Source organism: Hymenobacter psychrotolerans DSM 18569 (assembly GCF_900142395.1).
Taxonomy (GTDB): Bacteria; Bacteroidota; Bacteroidia; order Cytophagales; family Hymenobacteraceae; genus Hymenobacter; species Hymenobacter psychrotolerans.
This window is the reverse complement of record NZ_FRAS01000018.1, coordinates 19834-45960: the sequence shown is the minus strand read 5'-3', so window position 1 is coordinate 45960 and position 26127 is coordinate 19834. Positions and strand designations below refer to the sequence as shown.

At 61.0% G+C, this 26127-nt stretch carries 38 protein-coding genes; 19 read left to right on the top strand and 19 right to left on the bottom strand.

The genetic code is table 11. The features are described from left to right. Window positions 1-84 precede the first annotated feature (84 nt). The 4 genes from BUE15_RS15560 to BUE15_RS15545 all read left to right on the top strand — a co-directional run bounded on the left by BUE15_RS15560 (window position 85) and on the right by BUE15_RS15545 (window position 2179). The gene (locus BUE15_RS15560) at window positions 85-540 is read left to right on the top strand and encodes an Rrf2 family transcriptional regulator (protein ID WP_073287109.1); all 456 of its coding nucleotides are present in this window, start codon (window positions 85-87) and stop codon (window positions 538-540) included. Between the two features lie 122 nt (window positions 541-662). Further along, on the top strand, window positions 663-1247 hold the full coding sequence (locus tag BUE15_RS15555) for an efflux RND transporter periplasmic adaptor subunit (protein WP_084549103.1): 585 nt from the start codon (window positions 663-665) through the stop codon (window positions 1245-1247). 33 nt (window positions 1248-1280) lie between these two features. Further along, complete coding sequence (locus BUE15_RS15550) at window positions 1281-1535, top strand: acyl carrier protein (RefSeq protein WP_073287103.1); 255 nt, start codon at window positions 1281-1283, stop codon at window positions 1533-1535. A 197-nt stretch (window positions 1536-1732) separates the two neighbouring features. Then, entirely contained in the window at window positions 1733-2179 is a 447-nt protein-coding gene (locus BUE15_RS15545; RefSeq protein WP_073287100.1) for an SUKH-3 domain-containing protein, read from the top strand. Window positions 2180-2186: 7 nt separating this feature from the next. On the opposite strand, the gene BUE15_RS15540 is transcribed toward BUE15_RS15545, so the two are convergent. Continuing rightward, entirely contained in the window at window positions 2187-2606 is a 420-nt protein-coding gene (locus BUE15_RS15540; RefSeq protein WP_139252334.1) for a hypothetical protein, read from the bottom strand. Between the two features lie 116 nt (window positions 2607-2722). Between BUE15_RS15540 and BUE15_RS15535 the strand changes: the two genes are divergently transcribed. From BUE15_RS15535 to BUE15_RS15525, 3 genes are all read left to right on the top strand, one after another. Next, on the top strand, window positions 2723-3274 hold the full coding sequence (locus BUE15_RS15535; protein ID WP_073287094.1) for a GNAT family N-acetyltransferase: 552 nt from the start codon (window positions 2723-2725) through the stop codon (window positions 3272-3274). 41 nt (window positions 3275-3315) lie between these two features. Continuing rightward, the gene (locus tag BUE15_RS15530) at window positions 3316-3678 is read left to right on the top strand and encodes a VOC family protein (RefSeq protein ID WP_073287091.1); all 363 of its coding nucleotides are present in this window, start codon (window positions 3316-3318) and stop codon (window positions 3676-3678) included. A 210-nt stretch (window positions 3679-3888) separates the two neighbouring features. Further along, complete coding sequence (locus BUE15_RS15525; RefSeq protein WP_073287088.1) at window positions 3889-4272, top strand: Hsp20/alpha crystallin family protein; 384 nt, start codon at window positions 3889-3891, stop codon at window positions 4270-4272. 111 nt (window positions 4273-4383) lie between these two features. Here BUE15_RS15525 and BUE15_RS15520 read toward each other — a convergent pair whose 3' ends face one another. Then, the gene (locus BUE15_RS15520) at window positions 4384-4707 is read right to left on the bottom strand and encodes a hypothetical protein (protein ID WP_073287085.1); all 324 of its coding nucleotides are present in this window, start codon (window positions 4705-4707) and stop codon (window positions 4384-4386) included. Window positions 4708-4798: 91 nt separating this feature from the next. Beyond that, window positions 4799-5068 (bottom strand): VF530 family protein, encoded by a 270-nt coding sequence (locus BUE15_RS15515; protein WP_073287082.1) that lies wholly within the window; start codon window positions 5066-5068, stop codon window positions 4799-4801. A 108-nt stretch (window positions 5069-5176) separates the two neighbouring features. Here BUE15_RS15515 and BUE15_RS15510 point away from each other — a divergent pair, with 108 nt between their 5' ends. The 3 genes from BUE15_RS15510 (at window position 5177) to BUE15_RS15500 (ending at window position 6757) form a co-directional block, all read left to right on the top strand. Next, a complete protein-coding gene (locus BUE15_RS15510; RefSeq protein WP_073287079.1) occupies window positions 5177-6010 on the top strand; it encodes a glycoside hydrolase family 25 protein in 834 nt (277 codons plus the stop codon). Between the two features lie 95 nt (window positions 6011-6105). Next, a complete protein-coding gene (locus BUE15_RS15505; protein WP_084549101.1) occupies window positions 6106-6525 on the top strand; it encodes a septal ring lytic transglycosylase RlpA family protein in 420 nt (139 codons plus the stop codon). Between the two features lie 37 nt (window positions 6526-6562). Then, window positions 6563-6757: a hypothetical protein gene (locus BUE15_RS15500; protein WP_073287073.1), complete on the top strand. Its 195-nt coding sequence runs from the start codon at window positions 6563-6565 to the stop codon at window positions 6755-6757. Between the two features lie 91 nt (window positions 6758-6848). Here the strand turns inward: BUE15_RS15500 and BUE15_RS15495 are convergent, their stop codons facing one another. Continuing rightward, on the bottom strand, window positions 6849-7271 hold the full coding sequence (locus BUE15_RS15495; RefSeq protein WP_073287070.1) for a DUF6799 domain-containing protein: 423 nt from the start codon (window positions 7269-7271) through the stop codon (window positions 6849-6851). Between the two features lie 237 nt (window positions 7272-7508). Here BUE15_RS15495 and BUE15_RS15490 point away from each other — a divergent pair, with 237 nt between their 5' ends. Together BUE15_RS15490 and BUE15_RS15485 are read left to right on the top strand one after the other, a co-directional pair. Beyond that, a complete protein-coding gene (locus BUE15_RS15490; protein ID WP_073287067.1) occupies window positions 7509-8423 on the top strand; it encodes a DnaJ C-terminal domain-containing protein in 915 nt (304 codons plus the stop codon). 45 nt (window positions 8424-8468) lie between these two features. Then, window positions 8469-8807 (top strand): chaperone modulator CbpM, encoded by a 339-nt coding sequence (locus BUE15_RS15485; RefSeq protein WP_073287064.1) that lies wholly within the window; start codon window positions 8469-8471, stop codon window positions 8805-8807. A 44-nt stretch (window positions 8808-8851) separates the two neighbouring features. Here BUE15_RS15485 and BUE15_RS15480 read toward each other — a convergent pair whose 3' ends face one another. The 8 genes from BUE15_RS15480 to BUE15_RS15445 form a co-directional block, all read right to left on the bottom strand. After that, entirely contained in the window at window positions 8852-9589 is a 738-nt protein-coding gene (locus BUE15_RS15480; protein ID WP_073287061.1) for a ZIP family metal transporter, read from the bottom strand. 114 nt (window positions 9590-9703) lie between these two features. Beyond that, entirely contained in the window at window positions 9704-10453 is a 750-nt protein-coding gene (locus BUE15_RS15475; protein WP_073287058.1) for an SAM-dependent methyltransferase, read from the bottom strand. Window positions 10454-10609: 156 nt separating this feature from the next. Next, window positions 10610-10873 carry a heavy metal-binding domain-containing protein gene (locus BUE15_RS15470; RefSeq protein ID WP_073287055.1) on the bottom strand — a complete coding sequence of 88 codons (264 nt, stop codon included), beginning with the start codon at window positions 10871-10873 and terminating at the stop codon, window positions 10610-10612. Between the two features lie 7 nt (window positions 10874-10880). After that, window positions 10881-11231 carry a hypothetical protein gene (locus BUE15_RS15465; RefSeq protein WP_073287052.1) on the bottom strand — a complete coding sequence of 117 codons (351 nt, stop codon included), beginning with the start codon at window positions 11229-11231 and terminating at the stop codon, window positions 10881-10883. A gap of 55 nt (window positions 11232-11286) precedes the next feature. Further along, window positions 11287-11916: a helix-turn-helix domain-containing protein gene (locus tag BUE15_RS15460; RefSeq protein WP_073287049.1), complete on the bottom strand. Its 630-nt coding sequence runs from the start codon at window positions 11914-11916 to the stop codon at window positions 11287-11289. 105 nt (window positions 11917-12021) lie between these two features. Next, complete coding sequence (gene nadC, locus BUE15_RS15455) at window positions 12022-12909, bottom strand: carboxylating nicotinate-nucleotide diphosphorylase (protein WP_073287046.1); 888 nt, start codon at window positions 12907-12909, stop codon at window positions 12022-12024. Window positions 12910-13043: 134 nt separating this feature from the next. After that, window positions 13044-13445 carry a DUF4783 domain-containing protein gene (locus BUE15_RS15450; RefSeq protein ID WP_170865282.1) on the bottom strand — a complete coding sequence of 134 codons (402 nt, stop codon included), beginning with the start codon at window positions 13443-13445 and terminating at the stop codon, window positions 13044-13046. A gap of 171 nt (window positions 13446-13616) precedes the next feature. Next, window positions 13617-14015, bottom strand: a complete 399-nt coding sequence (locus tag BUE15_RS15445; protein WP_073287042.1) for a DUF4783 domain-containing protein — start codon at window positions 14013-14015, stop codon at window positions 13617-13619. A gap of 145 nt (window positions 14016-14160) precedes the next feature. Between BUE15_RS15445 and gpmI the strand changes: the two genes are divergently transcribed. Continuing rightward, window positions 14161-15711 (top strand): 2,3-bisphosphoglycerate-independent phosphoglycerate mutase, encoded by a 1551-nt coding sequence (gene gpmI, locus BUE15_RS15440; protein ID WP_073287234.1) that lies wholly within the window; start codon window positions 14161-14163, stop codon window positions 15709-15711. Continuing rightward, window positions 15704-16294: a hypothetical protein gene (locus BUE15_RS15435; protein WP_139252333.1), complete on the top strand. Its 591-nt coding sequence runs from the start codon at window positions 15704-15706 to the stop codon at window positions 16292-16294. Before gpmI ends, BUE15_RS15435 begins: the two co-directional genes overlap by 8 nt. A 16-nt stretch (window positions 16295-16310) precedes the next feature. On the opposite strand, the gene BUE15_RS15430 is transcribed toward BUE15_RS15435, so the two are convergent. The 4 genes from BUE15_RS15430 to prfA all read right to left on the bottom strand — a co-directional run bounded on the left by BUE15_RS15430 (window position 16311) and on the right by prfA (window position 20100). Next, window positions 16311-16898, bottom strand: coding sequence for a hypothetical protein (locus BUE15_RS15430; protein WP_073287036.1), 588 nt, complete (start codon window positions 16896-16898; stop codon window positions 16311-16313). 94 nt (window positions 16899-16992) lie between these two features. Beyond that, a complete protein-coding gene (locus BUE15_RS15425) occupies window positions 16993-17418 on the bottom strand; it encodes a secondary thiamine-phosphate synthase enzyme YjbQ (protein ID WP_170865281.1) in 426 nt (141 codons plus the stop codon). 4 nt (window positions 17419-17422) lie between these two features. Next, a complete protein-coding gene (locus BUE15_RS15420) occupies window positions 17423-18937 on the bottom strand; it encodes a hypothetical protein (protein WP_073287033.1) in 1515 nt (504 codons plus the stop codon). Between the two features lie 92 nt (window positions 18938-19029). After that, entirely contained in the window at window positions 19030-20100 is a 1071-nt protein-coding gene (gene prfA / locus BUE15_RS15415; protein WP_073287030.1) for a peptide chain release factor 1, read from the bottom strand. A gap of 233 nt (window positions 20101-20333) precedes the next feature. Here prfA and BUE15_RS15410 point away from each other — a divergent pair, with 233 nt between their 5' ends. The 3 genes from BUE15_RS15410 to BUE15_RS15400 are packed head-to-tail and all read left to right on the top strand — an operon-like array spanning window position 20334 to window position 23144. Continuing rightward, window positions 20334-21011, top strand: a complete 678-nt coding sequence (locus BUE15_RS15410) for a c-type heme family protein (RefSeq protein ID WP_073287027.1) — start codon at window positions 20334-20336, stop codon at window positions 21009-21011. Window positions 21012-21048: 37 nt separating this feature from the next. After that, complete coding sequence (locus BUE15_RS15405) at window positions 21049-21822, top strand: toxin-antitoxin system YwqK family antitoxin (RefSeq protein ID WP_139252332.1); 774 nt, start codon at window positions 21049-21051, stop codon at window positions 21820-21822. A 56-nt stretch (window positions 21823-21878) separates the two neighbouring features. Beyond that, the gene (locus tag BUE15_RS15400) at window positions 21879-23144 is read left to right on the top strand and encodes a protoporphyrinogen/coproporphyrinogen oxidase (protein ID WP_073287228.1); all 1266 of its coding nucleotides are present in this window, start codon (window positions 21879-21881) and stop codon (window positions 23142-23144) included. Here the strand turns inward: BUE15_RS15400 and BUE15_RS15395 are convergent. From BUE15_RS15395 to BUE15_RS15385, 3 genes are all read right to left on the bottom strand, one after another. Continuing rightward, window positions 23141-23902 carry an exodeoxyribonuclease III gene (locus tag BUE15_RS15395; protein WP_073287021.1) on the bottom strand — a complete coding sequence of 254 codons (762 nt, stop codon included), beginning with the start codon at window positions 23900-23902 and terminating at the stop codon, window positions 23141-23143. The genes BUE15_RS15400 and BUE15_RS15395 overlap by 4 nt on opposite strands. 142 nt (window positions 23903-24044) lie before the next feature. Continuing rightward, window positions 24045-24410, bottom strand: a complete 366-nt coding sequence (locus BUE15_RS15390) for a hypothetical protein (RefSeq protein ID WP_396276145.1) — start codon at window positions 24408-24410, stop codon at window positions 24045-24047. Continuing rightward, window positions 24407-24784 (bottom strand): carboxymuconolactone decarboxylase family protein, encoded by a 378-nt coding sequence (locus BUE15_RS15385; RefSeq protein ID WP_073287018.1) that lies wholly within the window; start codon window positions 24782-24784, stop codon window positions 24407-24409. Before BUE15_RS15385 ends, BUE15_RS15390 begins: the two co-directional genes overlap by 4 nt. A 180-nt stretch (window positions 24785-24964) precedes the next feature. On the opposite strand from BUE15_RS15385, the gene BUE15_RS15380 reads away from it, so the two are divergent. Together BUE15_RS15380 and BUE15_RS22020 are read left to right on the top strand one after the other, a co-directional pair. After that, window positions 24965-25669, top strand: coding sequence for a ComF family protein (locus tag BUE15_RS15380; protein WP_073287015.1), 705 nt, complete (start codon window positions 24965-24967; stop codon window positions 25667-25669). A 189-nt stretch (window positions 25670-25858) separates the two neighbouring features. After that, entirely contained in the window at window positions 25859-26062 is a 204-nt protein-coding gene (locus BUE15_RS22020; protein WP_170865280.1) for a hypothetical protein, read from the top strand. Window positions 26063-26127: the final 65 nt, after the last annotated feature.

Sequence of the window (26127 nt, the reverse complement as noted above, 5' to 3'; positions counted from 1 at the left end):
GGTTTTCGGGTTTCTGTTTCCTAAAAGATTGTGCACAACCTTTCTGCTTCGTACATTTGCAACCGAATCAGTTACACTTCCCTCATGAACACCCGATTTGCCGTTGCCACGCACATTCTCGCTTATCTGGCCCATGCCCAGGGGCAACCGGTTTCGTCGGAGGTGCTGGCGGGCAGTGCCGGTACGCACCCAGTAGTGGTGCGCCGCCTGATGGGGACGCTGCGCACAGCCGGCCTCGTGCGCACCCAGCTGGGAGCTGGCGGTGGGGCTTCACTGGCTAAGCCGGCTACCAGTATTTCGCTGCTGGATGTGTTTGAGGCCATGCGGGAGCGGGAACCCGACCTGTTTGCCGTGAACAGCACCAACCCCAGCACCCACTGCGACCTGGGCCGCGTGATGCAGCACACGCTGGAAGACATGCTGGGCAGCGCCGAACAGGCCCTGCGCAACGCTCTGGAGGCCGTGTCGCTGGAGCAGGTGATGCAGGAGCTGGCTGCCCGCCTGCCTGCCAACTGTGGCTGCCCCGGTGCCGCCGCCTAAGCTTTCCGTTGCCTTTACATGTAACCTTATCAGTTACTTACTTTCCTCAGGCACTACCCTCGTGCACACCCAAACCATCGTCGTGGCTCCGCTCAGGGTCTGGTAGCCGCGACTCCTCCCGTATGAAAAAGATATTTAGGATGATGCTTGTCATCCTGCTGGGCGCTACCGGCAGCATTGCGCTGCTACACACGCTCCTTCCCCAGACTACCCCTACTTCCCTTCCCGCTACTCTCACTGCCTACCTCGAACAGCCTACTGCCGCACCACTACCTTCTGCTTCTGTTGGCACCGCCATACCGGCCCAGGTGGCTGGCCGGGTCTGGGAGGTATACTTTTCAGTGGGCCAGCACGTGCGCAAAGGCCAGGTACTTGTGAAGGTGACGGAAAAGCTGCGTACCGCCGAGCAGCAGCGGCTGCAGGTGCTGCTCAACCAGCGCCAGCAGGCCTATACCGCCCTCACGGCGCAGCGGCCGGCGGCCACGGCAGCAGCCCTCACAGCGGCTGAAAACCTGGTTTCGGTAGCCCGGCAGCGGCTTGCGGCTTCTCCTTCCCAACTGAGCTTCCTGTTCGTAACGGCTCCGCAGGACGGTATTGTGGCAACGCGCACCGTAGCGCCCGGCGACTATCTGGCCCCTGGCACCACTGTCGCAACGCTGGCTGACGCCCCGGCCAACGACACCACCCTGCTGCTGAGCGTCAATTAATTTTTTATTCCCTGCTTTCTTTCTCCATTCCATATGGAACAGCTGATTCAATTTCAGGTGGAGCGCATGCTTCGCCGCAAACGCCGCAACACGGCTCTTCAGCTTCAGCCTACTTCCCGGCTGGTACACGACATTGGCCTCGACTCCATCGACCTGATTGAGTTGACGATGAACCTGGAGCACCGGTTTCACATCGAAATACCGGATGCTGAGCTGGAACAGCTGCGCACCGTGCAGGACGTACTGGACTGCGTCGATACGCACCTCTCCGCCAGCCACCCGTACTAGGCCAACACCGGTCAGGACTTTGCTGATGGGCCCCGTTACTAACCCGGTAGCGGGGCTTTGCTTTTCCGCCTGCCCAGGCTGCCAGAAAGGCCTCAACCTGCATTATAGCGCGGTTCCGAAAAACTGGTGCAATGGTTGCGTAGCGGCTCGCTCAACCCTCCGTACTTTTGCGGTTCCCCTTGCCTGCCTTGCCTTTGATGAGCGTTTTTTCAGAAGAAGTACATGATTTGCTGACGGAAGCCGGCTGGTACGCTGGTCGGGCTGTCTCGACGGACCTTTACCAGCAGGAAACCGCGGGGCTGCAGCTGCCATGGCTGCCGGCGGCGGCGGCGTTTCTCAGCGAGTTCGGGGGCCTGCACTGCTACTTCGCCCGCCAGGACCTGGGGGTAGCGCGCATGCAGTTTGAGGTGCAGCAGGCCGCTACAGTGCTGTGCCTGGACCGCCTGCGCACCGAGTACACGCCGCGCGTTCCGGGCCGGGCCCTCAGCATTGTGGGGCAAGCCTACACCGACCCGCTTTGCCTGCTGGTAGCCGCCGACGGCAGTTTCTACGGCGCCTGCGACGAGGGCCTGTACTATATCGGGGCCACTGCCGATGAGGCCCTGTCGGCTATTGTGCTGGATCTGCCCTTTCAGGACGCCTAACGGCGGCTTAAAACACGGGTGGCCCGTCGCGCCGCTGCCGGTCCAGCCATTCCAGCGCCACCCGCTCGTCGATAAACCGGTCGGAAATAAAGTTCTTGCCCTCGAAGTAGCTGGCCGGTGGAAAAGCGCCATCGGCAGCCGAGTCGCGCAGGTGGATGGGCGGCAGCAGATACGCCAGAGCCGCGTAGCCGCCCAGCTCACGCTCCATGCGAGGCAGAAATTCTTGTACCATCCAGTGGGCCCCTTCCCGGTCGGTGTTGTTGCGGCGGCGCACATCCAGCAGCCACTGCCGGCACTGGTGCTCTATGGCCGCCTGCAGCAGCAACTCGTAGCCCTGGCACATTTCCGCCAGCGTAATCACCCGCATCCAGCGGATTACCATCATTTTCAGGTCGGGACGGTAGGAGATAGTAAGGAAATCGGGCACGAGCACGGCAGGAAGCTGGACAGGAAATGTAAAGCTAAGTATGCGGCAATTGTTTCCGGACACGCCATTTCTGCGGCCGGGCCGCCCTACTACGCCCGGCCCCGTATATTTCGCCCATGATTCCGCTGATAACTCATACCCCCCGACTCACGCTGCTGGCCGGCAGCCGGGCCCTGCTTACTGCTGAGCTGCACAAGCCGCACTACTTTCCGGTACTGCTGGGAGCGGCAATGCCCGCCGACTGGCCTCCGGGCGAATACGATGAGGAAGCCGGGCGCTATTTTCTGGCCCAGCTTACGGCTGGCGGCCGCACGGCTGCCGGCTGGTATGGCTGGTACGCCATTCTGAAAGCCACGGAACAACGGCCCGCCACATTAGTGGGCGCGGGCGGCTTCTGGGGCCCGCCCGATGCCGCCGGCACTGCCGAAATTGGCTATTCCATTTCAGCCGACTGGCGGGGGCAGGGTCTGGCCACCGAGTTGGTGAGCGGCCTGATTCAGCAGGCCGCCAACACCGGAATGGTACGCCGCCTGCTGGCGCACATTCGCCCCGATAATGCCGCCTCGCAGCAGGTGCTGCTCCGCAACGGGTTTCAGCTCACCGACCCCGACACGGAAGGCCGAATGCGGTTTGAGCGGGAGGTAGAGCCTGCGGCTCCCGCTGTTTAGCCTCATCTGCTTCTCATTTCATCCGCACTTATTTACACGCTATGCTACAGGGACTTCGCACGGTGGTATATCCGGTTGGCAACTTAGAGGCCGCCAAACAATGGTACGCGCAGGCGCTGGAGCAGGAACCCTACTTCGATGAGCCGTTTTATGTAGGCTTCACTGTAGGCGGCTATGAGCTGGGCCTGGTACCGGATGCGCCGGTGGCCGGGCAGAGCGGCCCCATTACCTACTGGGGCGGAGCAGACGCAGCAGCGGCCTATGCTCGCCTGGTGGCACTGGGAGCCGTTTCTCACGAGCCTGTTCATGATGTGGGAGGCGGTATTCTGCTGGGCTCCGTGCAAGACCCGTTCGGCAACCTGCTGGGCGTGATTGACAATCCGCACTTCCGGCTGCCGCACTAGTCTGGCTTTTAGTAAGAGGCAGGCGTAGCGGTGGCAAGGAGCGGCTTCATAGCAAGTCACAAGGCCACTATTAGCGACACAATGTCGTGGAGTGCTTGGATTTACCGGCAAGGCACGGCCATTATGGCCGGATCAAACATAGTCAGCAGGCAAATCGTTGTTGGTACATGCTTTGCACTAGCATCACCACAACTGACTGAGGAACACACTATGAACCTGATAAGCCGAAAATTCATCCGTAACCTGGCGCCGCAGCTGGATCTGCTCAATACGCTGGGTGGGGGCATTGCGCAAGCCCAGATGCGCGTGGACAAGCAGGAACAGGGCGTGGTCATTCGGGTGGCCGCCCCCTCCGTGAGTCCTGAAAACATCCACGTGGTGCTCAACAACAGCCGGCTGTCGGTGTTTGGCGAATTCCGCCATCAGCCCGAAGACCAGCTGGCGGCGCCGCTTTTCACCCGCGTACTGGATCTGCCCGTCAACCTCGACCTGACGCGGATTGACGCAGTGCATGAGCAGGGTGAGCTGCGGGTACGCATTCCGTACGCCGACCCCAGCAGCCAGCAGCGCGAAATCGAAATTAAGCAGCGCTAAGCACAACGCCGCTCCTATAACGCCGGGGCCGACCGGTAACCTGTTTCACCAGCCACTGCTTGCGCAGTGGCTTTTTTGTTGCCCTCCTGGCTTGCCGGACTCTACAAAGTATCAGGCCATTATCATGAACACTACCACAAAACCGGCCAGCAACGACAGGTAGAACCAGCCCATAAGCTGGGCGCGGTGGCGGCGGGGCAGCTGGTTGCTGAGCGTAAGCACGGCCCCCACCACCAGTACCAGATACAGCAGCAGCACTATCACTGCTTTGGCCCAGTTCGGCACGATGGTATTTTCGGGCTGGTACTGGTCGGGCATGCCCAGCGGCGACGTAACCCAGCCCAGCAGATAATAGGCGGCCACCTCAAAAGCTATAAAGCTGAAAGCGCCTGCCAGCAGCGCCAGCGGGCTGGATTTTTCGGTTACGTCGGCCATATAGGGAAGGTAGAGAATAAAGAAAAGCGAAGCTCACCGGTGCAGAGCGGCGCATGGGCCGCCCGGAAATATCCTCCTTAATATCAGCCAGTTATTTACCCAGCACCTCGGCCGTGCGCGTCTGGATATAGAGCTCTTCCACCTTGGTGCGGGCCCAGGGCGTACGGCGCAGAAACGCCAGCGCCGACTTTACACTGGGATTCACGGCAAAGCAGTTCATGCGCAGGCGCTGGTCGAGGCCGGGCCAGCCGTAGCGGCCGTGCAGGTACTCCACAATGGAAGCCAGCGTAACGCCGTGCAGCTCACGAATCAGGTGGCCGTTTTCGTCGCGGGCTTCTTGAGGATGGGGGGTAGCAGACATAAGAGCAGCGGGTAAGGAAACAGAAGCAGCAAGTTCGGGAAAAAGCGGCACGCGGCACCTTTTGCAGGCTGCAGGCACTACAACCGCCGCCCCGGCGTTACTTTTGCCATGACTACGCTGATGAGACGCCCCGCCACTTCTGCCCGCCGACGCGCCCCCGCCCGCCCGCTGCTCCGCTGGGCGCTGATGCTGCTGGTACTGGGTGGGCTGGTGTTTTACGGGCTCTATCGGCGGCAAGTGAACCGGTATGCCCGGCGCACCTGGGCCACGCTGATCAGTGGCCGCCTCACGGGCCGCGAAAAGACGCCCCTGCTCGACGGCTACACCGTACACGGCATCGATGTGTCTGCTTACCAAGGCCGTATCGATTGGCAGGAAGTCGCTACCCACAACGTCCGGTTTGCGTTCATCAAGGCCTCGGAAGGCGTTACGCTGCGCGATGCCCGCTTCCGCCGCAACTGGGATGCGGCCCGCCAAGCCGGCGTGCACCGCGGCGCCTACCACTATTTCCAGCCCAACTACGACGGCACGCAGCAGGCCAACCTTTTCACGCGCACCGTGCCGCTGCAGCCCGGCGACCTGCCGCCCGTGCTGGACGTGGAGCACGCTGAGTTTCATGATGTGGCGTATATGCGCCGCAACGTAGCTACCTGGCTGCGGCTGGTGGAGCGCCACTACGGCGTGCGGCCCATCCTGTACTCCAACTACAGCTTCTACAAGCGCTACCTGGCCGGCCACTTCGACAAGTATCCGCTGTGGCTGGCGCACTACGAGGTGAGCCAGCCCAGCCTGCCCCGCGAGAAATGGATTATCTGGCAGCACTCCGATGAGGCCTACATCCCCGGTATTCGCGGCACCGTAGACTTCAACGTGTTCCAGGGCAATTTCGAAACGCTGCTGGCAATGCGCATTCCTGCCAAAGCCGGCAAAGCGCCCCACTAGTCCGGGCAAAACAGGGGCGCGGGCTCAACCGTATCTTGGCGGCCCCTACGCCGTATCCTGGCTGGGCCGCGGCCTCCGACTCACTTCCATTGCGCATGAACAAGCTTCTTTCTCAGGTTACTTCCTCTGCCCTCCGCCTGCGCCTTGGCCGGCCTGCGTTGCCCCTGGCCGGGCTGCTTGCGCTGGTGCTGGCCTCCTGCGCCGGCGGCGGCACGGGCTTCACGCAAAGCGGCAACGCCTCCTACTACGCCGACAGGTTCAATGGCCGTAAAACCGCCAGCGGCACCGTTTACCGCGCCAGCCAGCGCACCGCCGCTCACAACACGCTGCCCTTCGGCACAGTTGTCAAGGTCACGAATCCCCGCAACCACCGCTCCGTCAAGGTAACCGTCACCGACCGGGGCCCGCACGCCAAAGGGCGCATCATCGACCTCTCGAAGAAAGCCGCCCGTAAAATCGACATCATTGATGCGGGCGTGGCTCCCGTGCAGCTAAAGGTGATAAAAAAGGGCTAGGCGCAGCATATTGATCAGACTAACAACCCTTTACCGCATGCGAATCAGAAAGAAAGTAAGCTGGACGCCGCCGGCCGGTACCAGCCGTTTTGTGCAACTGGAAGCCTTTATCAAGGCAGCCGAAGCGCAGCACTGGTCGGAAGCCGAGGTGCAGTTTGTCATCAACGAGGTAGTAGAAGCCCCCGACGAAGCCGAGGCGCAGGACATCTTGCAGGACTACACGCAGCGCTGACCAGCACCAGCACACGAAACGGGGCGCCCGAAACTACAGTGGTTTCGGGCGCCCCGTTTCGTGTGCTGATAGTAAGATAACGTGCTAACAGCTAGCGGCTTTTCTTCTTGCCATTCTTGCCGTTTTTCCCTTTCGGGTCCAGCAGCGCGGCTTTGGCCAGGCTGTCCTGCTCGGCCTTCATAGCGGCGGTAGTCAGGCGGCCCGTCAGCGACATGTAGTCGCCTTCTTTCATGGTAGTGGTCGTGCCGTCGGGCAGGGTCAGGGAGCCGTCAGGCCGGATTTTGGTACCGTTGACGAGGGCCGTTTCCTGCAGCACCGGATTGGTGAGGCCGCTTTGTGTCAGAATCACTTTGCCGTCTTTCATAACGGCGCCGTCGCGGGTGGCAGTGCCTTTGCTAACTACGCGGCCCTTCGGCTGCACGGGCTTGCGAGGAGGCAGTTTAGTCTGGGCCTGAACCGCAAAACCGCCGGTAGCCAGCAACAAAGTGAGAACAAACGTTGAAATCCGCTTCATGCAGAGAAAATGGAGGAAAATGTGTGTGGGAATGAAAGCGTGATTTACAAAAGCCGGGCCAGGAACGTTCCGGCAACCAACACGATTTATGCCTCGTTTGAAAAGAACCCTGATCTGCGTGCAGTAGCCGTTGTTTTTTTGTCTTTTTCCGACCTTCCCTCAGTCTCCTCATATGTAGCTCAGCTGGGATTCTCAGCGCTAACTACTAAACCTCTACCCTCTTTCAGATTTTTCCCCGTGGATTACAAAGACTACTACAAAATCCTGGGAGTGGACAAAACCGCCACCACCGACCAGATCAAAAAGGCCTACCGGAAGCTGGCCCGGCAGCACCACCCCGACGTGAACCCCAACGATGCGGAAGCCGAGCGCAAGTTCAAGGAAGTGAACGAAGCCAACGAGGTGCTGTCGGACCCGGATAAGCGCCAGAAGTACGACCAGATGGGCGCCGACTGGCAGCGCTATCAGCAAGCCGGCGCCGGTGGCCGGGGCGGCTTCGACTGGGGGCAGTACCAGCAGCAGGGCGGCCGGGGCGGCTTCAGCGGTGCCGACTTTGGCGAAGGGGGCGACTTCTCCGATTTCTTCAGCTCTGTTTTCGGCAATATGGGCGGGAGCAGCCGGGGTAGCACGCGCGCCGGCGCCGGCCAGGACTATCAGGCGGAGCTGGAGCTGACGCTGGAAGACGCCTACCAGGGCGGCCCCCGCACGCTCACGGTCAACGGCAAAAAGCTGCGCATCACCATTCAGCCCGGCGTAGAAGACGGCCAGACCATCCGGCTGCGCGACCAGGGCGGCCCCGGCCGCAACGGTGGCCCCAATGGCTCCCTGTTTATCACGCTGCGCGTAGCCCCCGACGCCCGTTTCGTGCGCAACGGCTCCGACCTTACTCAGGAAGTGAAAGTGCCCCTATACCGCGCGCTGCTGGGTGGCGAGCAGGTGGTCGAAACGCTGTCCGGCTCCGTCAAAATCACCATCAAGCCCGAAACCCAGAACGGCACCCGGTTGCGGCTGCGCGGCAAAGGCTTTCCCGTCTACAAGCAGGCCGGCCAGTACGGCGACCTGTACCTGCACCTTACCGTGCAGCTTCCTCAGCACCTCACCGGCCAGGAAAAAACCCTGCTGCAGCAGCTTGCCGCCCTGCGCCCCGAGTAAACCCGTCAGTAGCCCGCCCTCTTACCCTATCCGAAACTGCCTGCCATGGAAACGCACCGCATCATCATTACCTACCATGAGTGCGCCAGCCAGTACGAGCTGAGCGAAAACGACGTGCGCGGCTTTGTGGAGCTGGGCCTCCTGGAGGCCGGCCCCGGCCCCGACACTATCCGCGACGAGCCCGACCACCTGGCCCGTCTCGCCCGCCTGCACCATGAGTTGGGCCTCAGCCAAGAAGGAATTGACGTGGTGCTGGCCATGCGGCAGCGGCTGCTGCACTTGCAAGCCGAACTGGCGTATCAGCGGGGCCGGGCCCGGCAGCTGGAGCACCTGCTGCGCAGCTCCGGCCCGCTACTGGATGCCGACGACCTGTTGGCCAGCTGAATAGCGCCGCCTGGCGAAGCACAATATGGCCGGTAGCTCACCGCCTAAAGCAGCTCCACGGCCAGCGCCAGAGCGGTACCGGCCATGGTAGCGGCTAGTTTGGGAAGGTTGAGCCGGTGTTCCGGGCTGGTTTCGAACAGAATAGTGGTAGATACATGCAGGAAATTGCCGGCCACAAAGCCCAGCAGCGCCGCATACAGTCCGCCCGTGAGCAGCTGCTCCAGCACCACGTAGTTGCTGACCACAATGCCCACCGGCGCGGCCAGTGCAAACAGTACCAGAAACGGCAGCGCCCGCCGGAAACTGCCCAGCCGCAGCATAAGCGCGGCCATCAGGGCGAAGGCCGCCGGAATGTGGTGCAGCGCCACGCCCGTCAGAATAGCGTAGAAATTGTCGCTGACGGTGCCGGCCTCGGGGGCTTTCACCAGAATGCTGCCTTCCAGAAACGAGTGGATGATGAGCGAGAACAGCAGCAAAAACGGTACGTGCCCGGCGTGGGACGTATGGTGGTGCACATGCCCGTGCTCCACCCCCTGCGAAAATACCTCCAGCACCAGTTGCCCAAAGAAGCCCGCCAGCACGAAATACCCGATGCGGTGCATATCGTCGGGCTCCAGCAGCAGCGCCTCCGGCAGCAGGTGCGTAATGGTGAGCGTAAACAGGTAGGCACCGCTGAAGGCCAGCAGCGGCTTCATCCAGACGGTGCTGGCCGTGGGCACCAGTCGCGTAGACCAGCCCGCCCCCAGCACGGTAAGAAACAACAGCAGAACAGCAAACCACATAAGCGAATCAAACAAGGGAGCTACGCGCCGGGCTTCTGCACTGTTGCGGCCCGCCCGGGTTGTCTGCCCGACAACAGTGGCGTGCGGCAAGGCCGGCACAAGCAGCGCATTGGCTTACTTTTTTAAAATGAAGACCATCCGCGGGCTGTTGGCCTCATCGTACGGAGTTAGGCGGTAGTCGCCGAATACTTCCACCAGCCGCAGGCCCGCCATCTGGAAGTACTCCTCAAACCGTTCCCGGCTCAGGGCGCGCACCCGCTCTTCAAAGTGCAGCATCTCGCCATCAGGAGCCTGAAAGCTGATTTCCTTCACGATAAAGTCGTGGTGCAGGTGGCGGTGCAGATGAAAGTCGATGCCGTTGACGCTCTTTTGCTCATGCGCCACCAGTTCCCGCACGGTGCGCTCGGTATTCATGAAGTCGATGACCATTTTGCCGCCCGGCCGCAGCGCCGCCGCCGCGTTGCGCAGCGCTACCACATTTTCGCTTTCCTGCCGGAAATAGCCAAAGCTGGTGAACAGGTTGAACACGAAATCGAACGGGCCGTACGGCAACGCCTCACGCATATCGTGCACATGGAAATGCAGGTGGTCGTGGGCGTGCTCCTGCGCCGCCGCAATGCTTTCCGGCGAAAGGTCCACGCCGGTCACATCGTAGCCACGCTCGCTCAGGTAGATGGCATGCCGCCCTTTGCCACAGGCCAGATCCAGCAGCGTGTGGTGGGGCTTGGGGTGCAGATACTGAAGCAGCCCCTCGAGAAACTCTCTGGCCTCCGCCTGATTCCGGTCGTGGTAGAGCAGGTGGTAGTAAGGAGAATCGAACCAAGTGCTAAACCATTCCGGCTCTGCGGCAGTGTGAAGCGTCATAAGGCAAAAGAAGGCAGGCCACCCAGGTAGCCTGCCGGCGGCAGGAGAGAAACGGCTATTTTTGCAACAATGTTACAAAAAATTCCCGACAACAGCTGTTCCACCCGCCGGGCTGCTTGTGCAGTTGCCAGACAGGTGGAACATCGTCTGGGAGAATTACTGGACGGAGGGCTGGGCCGCCGGGTTGGGCTGTAGCGCCATTTCGCACACCGGGCATTTGCCTGGTTTGTCGCTGGCGCTGCCCTCACAGTTCATGGGGCATACGTAGGCCGCGGCCACTACCGGGGTGGCCGTGCTGTCGGGGGTGCTGGCGGCAGAGGCTTCCGGCGTACCAACGGCCGCAGGGCGGCTTTCGCAGCTAGCCAGGCCGGCGGCCAGCAGCAGGGTGGCGGCCAGATGGCGTAAGGAAAGAACACGCATGGCCCGCCTACTTTTTCTTGGCAGCGGGGTCGGCTACCGTAGCTTTTTCGGCTGCCGTTTCGTCGCTGCTGTTTTTCAGCGTTTCCTCAGCATTAGCAGAGGTGGCGTGGTCGGCCGAGGGCTTCTCGCGCTGGTCCAGGGTTACGTGCGAGCTGATGGGCTCCGCAATGGCTCCGCCTTTGTGCTGGCTGGCGGCGGCTTCCGTGTGCTGGTCGAAGTTGTCGGACGAGCGGGAGCCGGGCTCCACCATATCCAACGATACTTTCTTGTCGGGGCGCAGGTCGGAAGGTTCGCTGCTGCAGGCCGACAGGGAAAGGGCGGCTACGGCCAGGGTAGAAAGCAGAAGGTGCTTGGTCATGAGAGAAGAAGTTAACTAGACTGATTACGAAAGTGCCTGCCGGAAGGGCAGACGCTTATTTGGTGTCGGCGGCCGCCTCGGTGGCGGGCAGCAGGTTCTTGCGGCGCAGCAACGACTCGAACAGCTTCTGGTCGTTGGGCGAGTTGAAGATTTTAAACGGAATGTGCAGGAACATGGGCGTCTCGAAGGTACGGGCTATCCAGGCGCGCCAGCCGGTAATTTCGGCCGGTACTTCCTGCGTACGGAACCACAGCACATAGCCGTCGGGCTCGCGCTTCACGGTGCCAATCATCTCCCAGTTTACGCCCATGCCGCGGCCCTCCTTCTCGTTCTGCATCAGCCCGATCTGGCGCTGATCAATCACATAGCTCATGCGCTCGAACAGGGGCTTGGTCTGCTCTACCTGCGTTACGGCCGTTACCTGGGAGGAGCGTAGCAGCACATACAGCAGGGCCAGCAGCAGGCCAGCCGCCAGCCACCACCACGAGGGCCAAATGGCCGCCGGCAGCACCCCGAGCGCAAACGGAATCAGGGCGTACCACCACTCCTTGCGCCACACGTGTCCCATGGCCATGCGGGTATACATGTTGGAGTCGAGCTGGTGCTTTTTGGTGCGGATAGCCAGCGGTGAGCCGGCGGGCTGCTGCTGCTGTCGGTAGCTCCCGCGTTGGTTGGGAAGTTGCATTTCGTAAGGTGAGGGAAGAAGGAAGTAAATGAGTGAGTTGATTTCTGTCAATGAATCAGGGCAGCGGAATAATCACTCATTCGCTTACTCACCCACTCACTCATTTTAATAGGCTTTCAGGCTCAAATCGAGGCTTTTCGTGGAATGAGTAAGCGCCCCGACCGAGATATAGTCGACGCCGGTAGCGCCGACTGCGGCAATGGTTTGCTCCGTGATGCCGCCACTGGCCTCGGTGGCAAACCGCCCGCCAATCAGCTGCACGGCTTCGCGCAGCTGGGCCGGCGGCATGTTGTCGAGCATAATCCGGTCGATGCCGCCGGTATCCAGCGCCTGCTGCACCTCAGCCAGGCTGCGCGTCTCTATTTCAATGGGGAGCTGGCGGCCCGTGCGGGCCAGATAGGCCTGCGTCGCTTCAATAGCCTGCCGGATACCGCCCGCATAGTCCACGTGGTTGTCCTTGAGGATAATCATGTCGAAGAGGCCATAGCGGTGGTTGACGCCGCCGCCAATCAGCACCGCCCATTTCTCGCAGAGCCGGAAGTTGGGGGTGGTTTTGCGCGTATCGAGCAGCCTGGCCTTGGTGCCGGCCAGCAGGCTGGTGAGGTGCGCCGTGTGCGTGGCAATACCGCTCATGCGCTGCATGCAGTTGAGCACCAGGCGTTCAGCCGTCAGGATGCTCTGGGCGCGGCCTTCCACGGTCAGCACCACGTCGCCGTGCTTGATGCGGGCACCATCGGCCAGCAGCGGCGCTACCTGCAGTTCGGCATCCACTTCCCGGAAGATCATCAGGGCCAGCTCCACGCCCGCCAGCACGCCTTCGTCCTTCACCAGCAGCCGCGCACGGTTGCGGGCGTCGGCCGGAACAGAGGCCAGCGAGGAATGGTCACCGTCGCCTACGTCTTCGCGCAGGGCAGTACGGATGAAAGTGGTGAGAGCTTCGGGGGTGAGGTAGGGGGCGTTTTGCACGGGGCAAAAATAGCAAAAACGCCCCATTAACCGGCCATTAGCGGCAATGCCAGTTTAGTAGCGCCGTAGAGCCCGCAAAGCCCGAAATGCAAACCGCCCCTGCCTCCGGATACGGGAAGCAGGGGCGGCACCGGGGCAAACGCTCGGCCGGCTTACAGCGGCTATTCCTTCGTAAAGTCGATGGCATTGATCAGCGGGCGGTTGCCCTCCTGCTTCATCTTGACGAACATGCGGTAGGCGCCGGATTTGCTGCCGTACTTGCCCACCGCGTAGGGCTTGCCGTCGTTGCTGCCGCCGGAATGCACAAATTCAAAGCTGACGGGGGCGTTCCGGGCAAAGAAATCCTTCATCACGGCTGCGGCCTGCGTGGTGCTGTAGCTTTTCTTGTCGCCATCGAAGCTGATTTCGACGGTGGGGCCGAACTGCTGGGCCAGCGCTTCGGCCGAGCCGCTTCGGATAGCAGTCCGAACCGGCGCGAACGGGTCGCTCTGGGCCTGCGTGACGCCAACAAACAGCGTGAGCCAGTATAGCGTCAGGGAGGCGAAGAGTAAGGTTGGTTTCATCAGGTTTGTGAACATACATAGCTCTATACGAGAACTATGCCAGATTGAAATCGGGAAAAAGAACACCAGACCGGATTCGGGCGGCGCTTCCGAAAGAACGGGTATTTCCTGGCCATAAAAAAGGCCCCAACCTGGGTTGAAGCCTTTTCCTGCCAGCGAAGCCTGGGCCGGTCATTCCTTCGTGAAATCCATCGTATCGATGCGAAGGGCGCCGTTGCTGTTTTTCATCTTGATAAACACCCGGTATGGGCCCGATTTGCTGTTGTATTTGCCGATGGCATACGGCACGCCGCTCTGGCTGGTGCCCTGGTGCACGATTTCGAAAGAGGACGGGGCCGTTTTGGCGAAGAAGTCCTTCATCACAAACTCGGCCTGCGTAGCACTGTAGTTCTGCCGGTTGTCATCGAAGCTCAGGCCCACCGTAGCCCCGAAATACTGCGACAGCTCGCGGGAAGAGGCATTGCGTAGCGCACTGCGTACTGCTCCGAATGCCTCGCCCTGGGCCTGCACCACCACTGAGGACAGCAGCAGCCACAAGAGCAGAAAGGCGGGAAAGAAGATACGTTTCATCTTAGAGTAAAGAATGCTTCATCCAGTGCGCGAAAATTATGCCAGCCTCTTCTTATACGGGAACCAGGCATCAGGTTATTTTTCGGAAAGCAGCCAAGATAAGAAAATGTGGCCGGTCCGGTGCCGGAAGCCTATCTTTGCGCTCATGGACAAACAGGTAGTGTTGGTGATTCTGGACGGCTGGGGTCTGGCGCAGAATAAGGAGGTTTCGGCCATCGACAAAGCCCAGACTCCCTTCGTAGACTCGTTGTTTGAGCAGTTTCCGCACAGCAAACTGCAGGCTTCCGGCGAAGCAGTAGGCTTGCCCGACGGGCAGATGGGCAACTCGGAGGTAGGCCACATGAATATCGGGGCCGGCCGGGTTGTTTATCAGGATCTGGTGCGCATCAATAAAGCCATCCGGGAGCGGAAGCTGGGCCTCGTGCCGGCGTTGGAAAAGGCGTTTGAGTACGCCCGCCTCAACAGCAAGCCCGTGCACCTGATGGGCCTGCTCTCCGACGGCGGCGTGCATTCCCACCTCGACCACCTCAAGGCCCTGTGCACCCTGGCCCACGATGCCGACGTGCACAACGTGTTCATTCATGCCTTCACGGATGGCCGCGACACCGACCCCAAAGGCGGTGTGAGCTACGTGAATGACCTGGAGCAGCACCTGCAGCGCGGCGCCAGCGGCAAGATTGCCTCTATTGTGGGTCGCTACTACGCCATGGACCGCGACAACCGCTGGGAACGGGTGAAAGTGGCCTACGACCTGCTGGTGAACGGCAAAGGCACAGCCTCGCAGAACCTGATTCAGAGCATGCTCGACTCGTATAAGGAGGGCGTGACCGACGAATTCCTGAAGCCGATTGTGAAAGTAGCCGCCGACGGGCAGCCCCTGGCGACCATTCAGGAAGGCGACGTGGTTATCTGCTTCAACTTCCGCACCGACCGGGGCCGCGAAATCACGCAGGCTCTGACGCAGCAGGATTTTCACGCCTTTGAGATGCATCGGCTGAACCTGAACTACCTCACCATGACCAATTACGACGCCACTTTCACTGGCGTCACTCCCATTTTCGAGAAAGATAACCTCGAAAACACTCTGGGCGCGGTGCTGGAAGCTCACCACAAGACCCAGATCCGGATTGCGGAAACCGAAAAGTACCCGCACGTCACGTTCTTCTTCTCGGGCGGCCGTGAGGTAGAGTTTACGGGCGAAACCCGCATTCTGCGCAACTCGCCCAAAGTAGCGACCTACGACCTGCAGCCCGAAATGAGTGCCTTTGAGCTACGCGACGCGCTGGTACCGGAGCTACAGGCCCGCACCGCCGATTTTGTGGTGCTCAACTTCGCTAATACGGACATGGTGGGCCATACCGGCGTGTTTGAAGCCGCCGTGAAAGCCGCTGAAGCCGTAGACCAGTGCACCAAAGACGTGGTAGAAACCGCGCTGGCAGCGGGCTACGCCTGCATCGTTATTGCCGACCACGGCAATGCCGAGTTCATGGTGAATGCCAACGGCACGCCCAACACGGCGCACACCACCAATCTGGTGCCCTGCATTCTGGCTGACACCAGCTACCACGGCACTCTTGCCGATGGCAAGCTCGGCGACATTGCCCCCACGGTACTGGCCCTGATGGGTATTCCGCAGCCGCCCGAAATGACCGGCACAAGCCTACTTCTGCCCACTAGTACTCCTGCCGGTGCCTAATCGGAGCTGGGTTATCGGGGCAGTGGTGCTGCTTTCCGCCTGCGGGCAGGAAGATGCTACTGTGCGCCCGGCGGGCATCAACCGCAAACCAGAATACTTCGACGTGAAGGCACTGCTGGATGAGCAGGTAGCCCGGCTCAACCGCCAGCAGCCGGTAGTGCAGAAACAAGTGCAACTGCGCAACGGGCGCATCGAAACCAGCCAGGTGGCCAACACGGACTGGAGCAAGGAGCTGCAGATTTTCTACCAGGCCGACATCAACAAGCCAGCTTTGCGCGGGGCCTACTCCATAGCCAATTCGGCCTCCAACGATTCGGTGGGCGGGGCGCGCACCTACACGCTCAAGGCTGGTAGCGAGGCTCCCGTAGCCTCTTTGGCTGTCAGCAAAACGGGGGAAGCCAGTGACGCAACGCAGGAAGTAGCCGCCCTGATTCGGCAGGACAACCCCCTGTTTTTCAGCCAGAAGCGGCTACGCCTGCGCACAGTTGATGGCACTCTGACCAGCTACAGCGTGCAGGGCGTACAAAAGCTGGTGTTCTTCGATACGGTGCGCTACTCCGTGCAGGTGCGGGTAGTGAAGTAGGAGCCCTTTCGGAGCCTTAGTCCCAGTAGGGCTGCACGTGCGCTACGCTGGGCTGGCCCGCCGTAAACGTCGCCGACACATTATTGGCCCGCTCGGTGTCGCGGATGCGAAGCTGGTTGCAGGGCCCGCCGTTTTGCCGCGCCGACTCGGTAAGCGTGAAGCGCAGCCGCTGCCCGTAGCTGGGCCGGAAGTTGGTGATGATGGCCAGCCGCAGCAGGTCTTTCTCAAACGTGCGGTAAAACTCGAACTGGTTTCCCTGGTGACGTAGTACCAAAATGGTATCGGTCTGGCCGGCCACATGCAGGTTGGCGAACGGCTTGCGTGAGCTCACCTTCGCCCCGGCCCGGAGCAGTTCCGCCACGGTAGGCTCGGCCCCGAAGGGCTGCCCGGCCAGCGTGTCGTTGGTGAGGGTGCACACGGCTTTGGGAGTGGCAGCCGGCCGCTGGGGCGCTTTAGCCGCTGGCGGGCGTTTGGCCGGTTTCGGTTCCGATGTTGCTACCACTTGGCTGTTGTCGCCGGGGCCACAGCTCAGCAAGCCCAGCGCACTGTAGAGCAGTACAGCGGGCAGGCCTTTGGAAGCGGACAACAGCAGAGCGGAAAGCATGGCGTGAACGGCAGGAATTTTCTCCTCATACGCAAACCGAGCAGCGGTGGCCTGCCTAACTACCAACTATTCTGCCTGATGCCCCCGTAGGCTGCTATTCCGCGCCCATAAGCGTGGCCACCACCCAGCGCCGGCCGCCCTGGTTGCGGTGCTCTCCCAGATAGATGCCCTGCCAGGTTCCCAGCGCCAGCTCCCCATTGGTGATGGGCACACTCACCGCATGGCCCAGCATGGCCGCCTTCAGGTGGGCCGGCATATCATCGGGGCCTTCCTGGGTATGGCGGAAGTAGGGTGCGTTTTCGGGCACTGCCCGGTTGAAATACGCTTCAAAATCAACCCGCACGGTGGGGTCGGCGTTTTCGTTGATGCTGAGACTGGCGGAGGTGTGCTGAATGAAAAAATGCGCCGTGCCCACCCGCAGCCGCTCCAGCTCCGGCAGCTCCGCTACCAGCAGATCAGTGATGAGGTGAAAGCCCCGCCGCACAGCCGGCAGCCGCAGACGCTTCTGAATATACACCATACAATCAGGGGTTTACCCGCTCATAGGCTCCCAGGTCGGGCGTGGCCGTATTGCGCACCTTAAACAGCAGGTCGCGCGGCACGAGTGGGTTGTACACGGCCTTGTTGCTGGCCGGCGACAGAGTATCGAGGCGGTAGTCGTAGCGGCCGGCCGAATTGTCGGGGGCGCTTTTGAACTTCGGATTCTCGTTGATAATGTTACTTAAAGCGGCATTGCCCAGGCCCGGCTTGCCCGGCGCATCGGCAGCCGAGGCGTACTCCCGCGTCCGGAGCAGACTGTTGCGGATATCAATGCTGCCGCGGTACAGGTCACTGTTGTCGAAGAACAGCTCATCGGGAATAGAACCCCACACAATGGAATTCCGGATGCGGATGCTGGTGGAAATCGGGTTGCTCAGCGGCTCGTCGGAGGCCGGCTCGGTGGTGAAGTGCAGCGAGGCCGTTTCGCGCCGGAAACCGGGCGTATAGTTGGCCACGGTGCAGTGGTTCAGGTTGAAACTGCCGCCCCCGATGCCCCGCACGGCATACTCACCGCAGTTGGTAAACAGACAGTTGGTCAGGTCGAAGTCGCCGGAAAGCCCGATAACGCCGCCGCCGCTGCCGTTGCCGCTAAACGCCAGATTGGCCCCGGAAATGTTGCGGAACACCGAGTTGCGCACTGTCACGGAGGGGCGCGGCAGCTGGTTGCGCACGTTGGCAATGACCAGCCCAAACGCCGCATTCTTGATTTCCGTGAAGTTCAGCACGTTGTTGCGGCTGCTGGCATCAAACTGAATACCAGCCCACTGCCCCGGAATGTCGCTGTAGAATGGCTCCAGCCGGTCGCCCTGAAAGCGCACGAACGTGGCGGTGTCGGTGGGGGCCAGCTCGGTGGCGGGGCTCGTGTTTTCGTTGATGAGCAGCGTGCCGCGCACGAGTAGCGCAGCCCCGGCGTGCGAGTAGATGCGCGTGCCTGGCTGAATCCGCAGCGTGACGCCCGCATCCACCACCACTACGCCGTAGATAACGTGGGGCCGGTTTTTGGGCCACGTAGTGTTGCGGCTGATGCGCTCCTCCGGGCCGTGGAAATAGGCGTTCTGGCCGTAGGCTACCAGCTTCACGTCCTGCTCGTTGCCGTTCGTCGTGAACAGGAGCTGCTCGGCGACCAGAAAGGGTGTATTGATGTTACCGGCACCGAGGCGGGCCTTCACCAGAATCAGCAGGCTGTCTTTGCCCCGAATTTCGATGCCGCTGGCCGCCTGCCGCTCATCGCCATTGATAATGAGCGAATAGGTGCCGGGGTTGGTATCGGCCAGCCGGATCTGGTCCACCTTCACGGCGCGGCTGTTGCGGTTGTACACCCACAGGCGCTTGCTCACGGTGCCTACCTGCGCAAAAACGGTATCAAACAGGACCGTGTCGCGCGAAAACTCCAGCTTGGCGCTGGCATCCGTTATCAGCAGGTCTTCCTTCGGCTCACAGCCCGGCAGCAGGCACAGCAGCGCCGAGCAAATGAATAGCAGCGGGAGTAAAAAGCGCATAGAAACAGGCTAAAAAAGAACGTCATGCTCCGGCAAGCGCAGCATGACGTTCTTACGCGTCAAAGCAACTCAACGAACTAGAGGCAAACTTATTACGACACGCCTTCTTTCAGGCGCTCGGCGCTTTCGGCGAGGCGCAGTTGCTCCACGAAGTCGTCGATGTTGCCGTCCATCACGCTGGCCAGGTTATACACCGTGAAGCCAATGCGGTGGTCGGTTACGCGGCCCTGCGGATAGTTGTAGGTGCGGATTTTGTCGGACCGGTCGCCGCCGCCAATCATGTTTTTGCGGGCAGCGCCTTCGGCTTCGTTCTTCTTGGCCAGCTCAATTTCGTAGAGGCGCGAGCGAAGTACCTGCAGGGCCTTGTCGAAGTTTTTGAGCTGCGACTTCTGGTCCTGGCACTGCGCAACAAGCCCGGTGGGCAAGTGCGTGAGGCGCACGGCCGAGTACGTGGTGTTTACCGACTGACCGCCCGGGCCCGACGACATAAACAGGTCCTTGCGCACATCGTTCATGTCAATCTGCACGTCCAGCTCTTCGGCTTCCGGCATCACGACGATGGAAGCCACGGAAGTGTGGATACGGCCCTGCGTTTCGGTAGCAGGCACGCGCTGCACGCGGTGCACTCCCGACTCGAACTTGAGCTTGCCGTATACGTCCTCGCCTTTCAGGGCCAGAATAATTTCCTTGTATCCGCCCGAAGTGCCTTCGGTGGCGTCAATGAGGTCCATTTTCAGGTTATGCTTCTCGGCGTAGCGCATGTACATGCGCTGTAGGTCGCCGGCGAAAATGGCCGCCTCGTCGCCGCCCGCACCAGCCCGGATTTCCATGATAACATCCTTGGAATCGTTCGGGTCTTTGGGGATAAGCAGCTCTTTAATAACGGCTTCCAGACGCTCCTGCTCCGGATAGAGCGTTTCCAGCTCTTCCTTCGCCATCTGGCGGAAGTCTTCGTCCTTTTCCGTGGCAATGACCTCCTTGGCGCCGTCGATGTTGGCCAGCACGTTCTGGTAGGCCTTGTACTCGGTCACGATTTTGCCGAGGTCCTTGTATTCCTTGTTCAGCGTCTTGAAACGCTTCATGTCGCTCATGGCGTCGGGCTGCGTCAGCAGTTCGCTCACGTCGTTGAAGCGCTGTTGAATGGCCTCCAGTTTATCTAGCATCTTGCCTTCAGAGAATTGTATTTGCAACTACAAAGGTACTGAAAACTAACACGCCTGCCAGGGGTGCCGGTTCCGGGGGCACAGCCGGCCACCAAAGCTCCCCTGAAGGCGCCGCCACCAGTTCCCGTTCCTTACCGGGAAACGCTGAAGCTGGCGTGCCGGAGTTGGTGCCGGCCCGACCAAACAGCGGCTTCGCTTGTTTATCTTGCCCTTCCTTTCCATTATCCCTCGCTATGCGCCACCTGTTTCGTGCGGCCGGAGCGGCCCTGTTGCTGCTCACGGCTGCCTGCCGCCCCGACCAGATTGAGCACCTCAAAGACAGTAAGCGCATCGGGATAGAAGCCGAAAACTGGCAGGTGAAGCGCATTATGCCCGAAGACCTGCTCCGCGCTACCCGCTGGGCCGGCGACTCGCTCACCAGCCACGCCGACCGGGAGCTGCGCCGCGTATTAGCCCAAAAGCTGGCTGAGGGCGGAGTAGCGGCGGCCCTGCCCTACTGCCGCCCCGAAACCTTCCCGGCCGTAGACTCGGTGGCCAAAATTCTGCAGGCCAATGCCCGCCGCGTGAGCAGTAAGCCCCGGAACCCGGCGCACCTGGCCGAGCTGACGCCCGCTGACCTGCAGCCCGATACCGCCCGCCAGATTGCGCGCCCCAACACCGAAACCTTCTTCTACCAACGCCCTATTGCGGTGAGCGACGCGCTGTGCCTGCGCTGCCACGGCGAAGTGGGCCAGGACATCAGCGCCACTGACTACGCCCTCATTCGCAAGCAATACCCGCAGGACCAGGCCACCGGCTACGCGCTGGGCCAGAGCATGGGCGTGTGGCGCCTGACCATGAAGCGCCCCGGTGTGGCTGAGTTCTGGACGATGAAGACCCGGAAGCTGCCGCGCAACCAACGGCCCCACTAACCACCTGGCTACCCGCCTGGTGCACATTTCTGTCCTGATGTTATTTTCATCCACTTATCTGCCGGCTCTCTTGGCTGGGGCCGCGCTACTTGCCAGCCCGGCCGCGTGGGCACAGCGGAACCTGCCGGCCAAAGCGCCGCTCGACCAGTGCTTCCGGGTGCTGGGCAAAGACAGCGTGGGCTTTTTCTATTCCGACGACTACGTGCTGACGCCACCGGGCTGCGCCACCATCCGCCGCCACACCCGCCTCGACAGCGCCGGCCGTTTCCTGGGCTACGTGCGCGACTACCGCATGACCAACAACCAGCTGCTGCTGCAGGGCAGCTACCGCGAAGGCCGCAAGGAAGGCGTGTTCGAAACCTACCACGCCACCGGCGAGTTGGCCGCGCGCGGGCGCTACCTGGCCGGCCGGCAGGTGGGCGACTGGGCCTACTGGTATCCGTCCGGCAGGCCACGCCAGATTCTGAGCTTCCGCAACGGCCAGGACCCACTGATTCAGCAGTTCTGGGAAGACTCGGGCAAGCAGCTGGTGAAGGATGGCAACGGCACATGGTACCGCCAGGAGCTGGGGCTACAGTTGCAGGGCGCCGTGGTGCAAGGCATTCCGGATGGCCGCTGGCAGCTTCGCCGGCTAGTCGATCAAACCCTGGTTGCCCGGGAAACCTTCGTGAAAGGGCATTTCCGCAACGGCGTGCTCATCGAGCAGATGGAATATTACAACGATGAGTCGCGCCTGGACCTGGCCGACTGGGACACCTACAGCAAGGCCGAGGCGTACGAGCTGGGGCCAGAGTGCCTCACCGCTAAATAGCCGGGCTGCCAGCAGTTTTCCTAACCTTCGGGCGCGTTTTGCAGTTTGGGGCTGATATGACTACTCCTGATTCTACCTCTGCGCCCGTCGTTATTATCGGAGCTGGCATGGCCGGCCTCACCTGCGCCAACTACCTGCACCGGGCCGGGCGGGCCGTGGTAGTGCTGGAAGCCGCCGAAGCCGTAGGCGGCCGCGTCCGGACTGATGTGACGCCCGAGGGCTTCCGCCTCGACCATGGGTTTCAGATCCTGCTCACCAAGTACCCGGAAGTGCAGCGCCTGCTCGACTACGGAGCCCTGAACCTGAAGACGTTTCAGTCCGGTGCTGTCATTCGGTTGGCTTCGGGTCAGGAAACTACGCTGCGCAACCCCTTGCGGCAGCCGGCCGCAGCCTTGTCGGCGGCCGTATCGCCGATTGGGAGTCTGCCCGACAAGCTGCGCATTGCCAGCTTGGCCCAGCACGTAAGCCGCCGTAGCAGCGAGGAGCTACTGGAACGCCCTTCTACCGATACGCTCACGTTTCTGCGCCGCTACGGCTGGAGCGAGCATATCATCGACAGTTTCTTCCGGCCGTTTTTCGGCGGTGTGTTCCTCGACCGTAGCCTGAGCACGGGCAGCAACTTCTTCGAGTTTGTATACCAGCAGTTTATAGAAGGCGAAGCGGCCATACCAGCACTGGGCATGCAGCAGATTCCGGAGCAGCTGGCTCAGCGCCTGCCCGCCGGAACCGTACGCCTGAATACGCCCGCCGAAGCCGTGGATGGCACCACTGTCCGGTTGCGGGGCGGCGAAACCATAGAAGCGGCCGCCGTGGTAGTAGCTACTGATGGCAACACCACCGCCCGGCTCCTCCCCCACCTGCCACAGCTGCACGCTACCGCCTGGCGGCGCACGACCTGCACGTACTTTTCGGCCCCAACTTCGCCCGGGCAGCGGGATAAGCTGCTCCGCCTGAACGCCGTGCCGGGCCAGCTGGCCCACAATGTGAGCTTCCCCTCCGATGTGTCGCCGGACTATGCCCCAGAGGGCCGCACGCTGGTTTCGGTGAGCACCCACGGCGAGCATGGCCTTCCCGAAACTACTCTCACGGCTTTGCTGCGCGCGGAACTCATGCTATGGTTTGGGGAAGGTGTGGCCAAGTGGCAGCACCTGCGCACCTACGACCTGCCTCATGCGCTGCCCGTATACCCGGCCGGCCAGCCGCCTCGCCAAGAGCTGCGCCTCACCAGCACCCTCTACCGCTGCGGCGACTACACTGCGTATCCATCATTGAACGCGGCCATGGCTACCGGCCGCGAAGTAGCAGAGATGCTGCTGTCCTAAACGCTAACCCAGACCGGGCAGTGGTCGGAGTGTACCACATCGGGCAGTATACCGGCCGCCGCAACACGGGGCACCAGCGCCGAATCTACGAGCAGGTGGTCGAGGCGCCAGCCTACGTTGCGGGCCCGTGAGCCGGCCCGGTAGCTCCACCAGGAGTAGTGGCCGGGCGCGTCGCCGTGGTGGTGGCGGAACGAGTCGGTGAAGCCGTCGGCCAGGAAATCCTGGAACCACTGCCGCTCTTCCGGGGTGTAGCCGGGGCTGTTCTGATTGGCCTTGGGGTTGTGCAGGTCGATGGCCGTCTGGCAGCAGTTGAAGTCGCCGCCAATAATAAGCCGGCGGCCTTCGGCCCGCAGCTGCCGCACATAGTCGCGGAAAAAGTGCAGCCACTCCACCTTGAATGCCTGCCGCTCAGCCCCGCTTGTGCCGGAGGGCATATACACGTTCAGCACCGACAGGTCATCGAAATCCAGACGAAGCACGCGGCCTTCCATATCGTACAGCTCGGTGCCACAGCCTTCTGCCACAGCCGTGGGCGCGATTTTCGAGAAGGTAGCCACGCCGCTGTAGCCCGGCTTTTGGGCCGGGTGCAGATACGCGGTGTAGCCCAGCTCCGTGAAGCCCGACACGTCGAGCGGCTCACGGCCGGCCTTTATTTCCTGCACGCACAACACATCCGGCTGCGCTTCCCGCACCCAATCGAGCAGGCCTTTGCTGAGCGCCGAGCGCAGCCCGTTCACGTTGTAGCTGATGATATTCAATGCGTGAGTTGTTGAATGAGTGGATGAGTGAATTCTTGAGTGAGTGAACGTCTGTCATCCTGAGCCTGCGAAGGACCTTCTCACGGCAGTTGTTCCCGCGTGAGAAGGTCCTTCGCGCCGCTCAGGACGACAGAAAGTGTAGCTACTCGTCGCCCATTTCGGCGAAATACTCCAGAATGTGCCATTTGAGCATCCGCTCCTGCTCTTTCAAGCTGGCAAACGGAACGGGTTTCAGCAGCCGGAAATGCGGCCAGCCTTCCTCATCCACCTGCTCCAGCTCGTAGTAACCTGAAAGGCTGAACAGGCGGCAGGTGGCAATGTGCATCAGGTCCTGCTTCTGCTCCTTCGTGAAGGGCCCCGCGCCCTGCCCCAGCTCCTGCACGCCAATGAGCAGCAGCAGCGCGTTCAGGTCGGGCTTTTTGCCGAACCGCTCCCGCATCTGGTTCATAAACTCCCACCAGCGTTGCTCGAACTCGGTTTCGGTTTCGTCGGGGTGCATCGTGCTCATACCTCGTGCCGGTGTTCGGGCGCGGCTTCCACGGCCTCCGTTTTCAGGATTTCCCAGTACTCCACGGCGCGGCGGAAGTGCGGTATCACGATGCTGCCGCCGATGAGGTTGGCAATGGCAAACACCTCGTAGATTTCCGCGTCGGTGAGGCCTTCCTCGTGGCACTTGCCGAGGTGATACTTGATGCAGTCGTCGCAGCGGAGCACCATGGAGCAGGCCAGGCCCAGCATTTCCTTGGTTTTTACGTCCACGGCACCGGCCTGGTAGGTGTTGGTATCGAGGTTGAAGAACCGCTTGATGACCTTGTTATCGGCCGCCATGATCTTCTCGTTCATGCGCTGGCGGTATTCGTTGAATTCAGTGACCTGAGACATATCGGTGATGAGGTAAGAAGGTGATTAAGGAACGGCGAAGGACAGCGCTTCAGAGCATACGACCAAGCAACTGTGCCGGCAAATTGCTACTTTCCATTCGGTTCGGGTAAACCACAAAATTAGGCGGAAGTTCACCCGCTACAGCTTCTGCATTTTTATCTATCTATTCCTGTAGCAACTATGCGCGCCGCTGCTGCCACTATCCTTTCCGACTTCTGGGGTCTGATTTTTCCGCGTACCTGCCTGGGCTGCCAGGAGCCGCTGGCCCGCGGCGAAGAGCACCTCTGTACCAGCTGCCGCGCCCAGCTGCCTTACACCGACTACCACCTGTTGCCCGAGGCCGCCAACCCACTGGCCCGCCGGTTCTGGGGCAAGCTGCCGGTGCGCCATGCCCTGAGCTACCTGCGCTTCCTGCGCCGCGGCCGGGTGCAGCATCTGTTGCACCAGCTCAAATACCAGAACCAGCGCGACGTGGGGCTGGCCCTGGGCCGCTGGTACGGCCACGACCTGGCCCGCGCCGGCCTCTCCTTCGACCTCATTGTGCCCGTGCCGCTACACGCGCGTAAGCTGGCGCAGCGCGGCTATAACCAGTCGGACCCGTTTGCGGAGGGCCTCTCCGAAGCGCTGCATACGCCCTGGCACGCTACCGCCCTGCGCCGCACCAGCCACACCGATTCGCAGACCCGCAAAAACCGTGTGCAGCGCTGGCAGAACGTAGCCGAAGTGTTTGAAGTAGCCGACCCGGAAGCAGTGCGGGGTAAACACGTGCTGGTGGTTGACGATGTGCTGACCACCGGCGCCACCCTCGAAGCCTGCGCCGCCGTGCTCCTGGCCGCCGGCGCCGCCGAAGTCAGCATCGCCACCATTGCCTGCGCGGATAGGTAACTGAAATTTTTAGGGAGTACAGCACTTGGATAAGCAGCACAAAATCTATACCCTTACCTCATTCTACGTGACTTCCTTTTTTTCTCCTATAATCCTTCCCTGTATGAAACACAAGTACCCCCTCCCCGCTTATTATTCTTAGCCGTACTGCTTCTGCTGGGCTTGCGGAGTAGCGCCCAGTATATTCCTATGCAATGTGCAGTAAGAGCAGACAGCAGCGGTATTTCATCTGTAAAAGAAAATCCTAGCAATCCTGTTTTTCTTTGTCCTGAAATACAAAACATCAGGGTGAATATTCACTTTCTCCAGCACGACAACGGCTCAGGCAATTTTGCCGCAGAGAATGACGGTAAGCCTGGTATTCCTAGCACTGCCACAAATGGTTACGAATAACGCAAAAGGTCTGATATGGGCTTGTAACAGTGCTATGGACACAAACCCAGCACTAAACCTAGCAC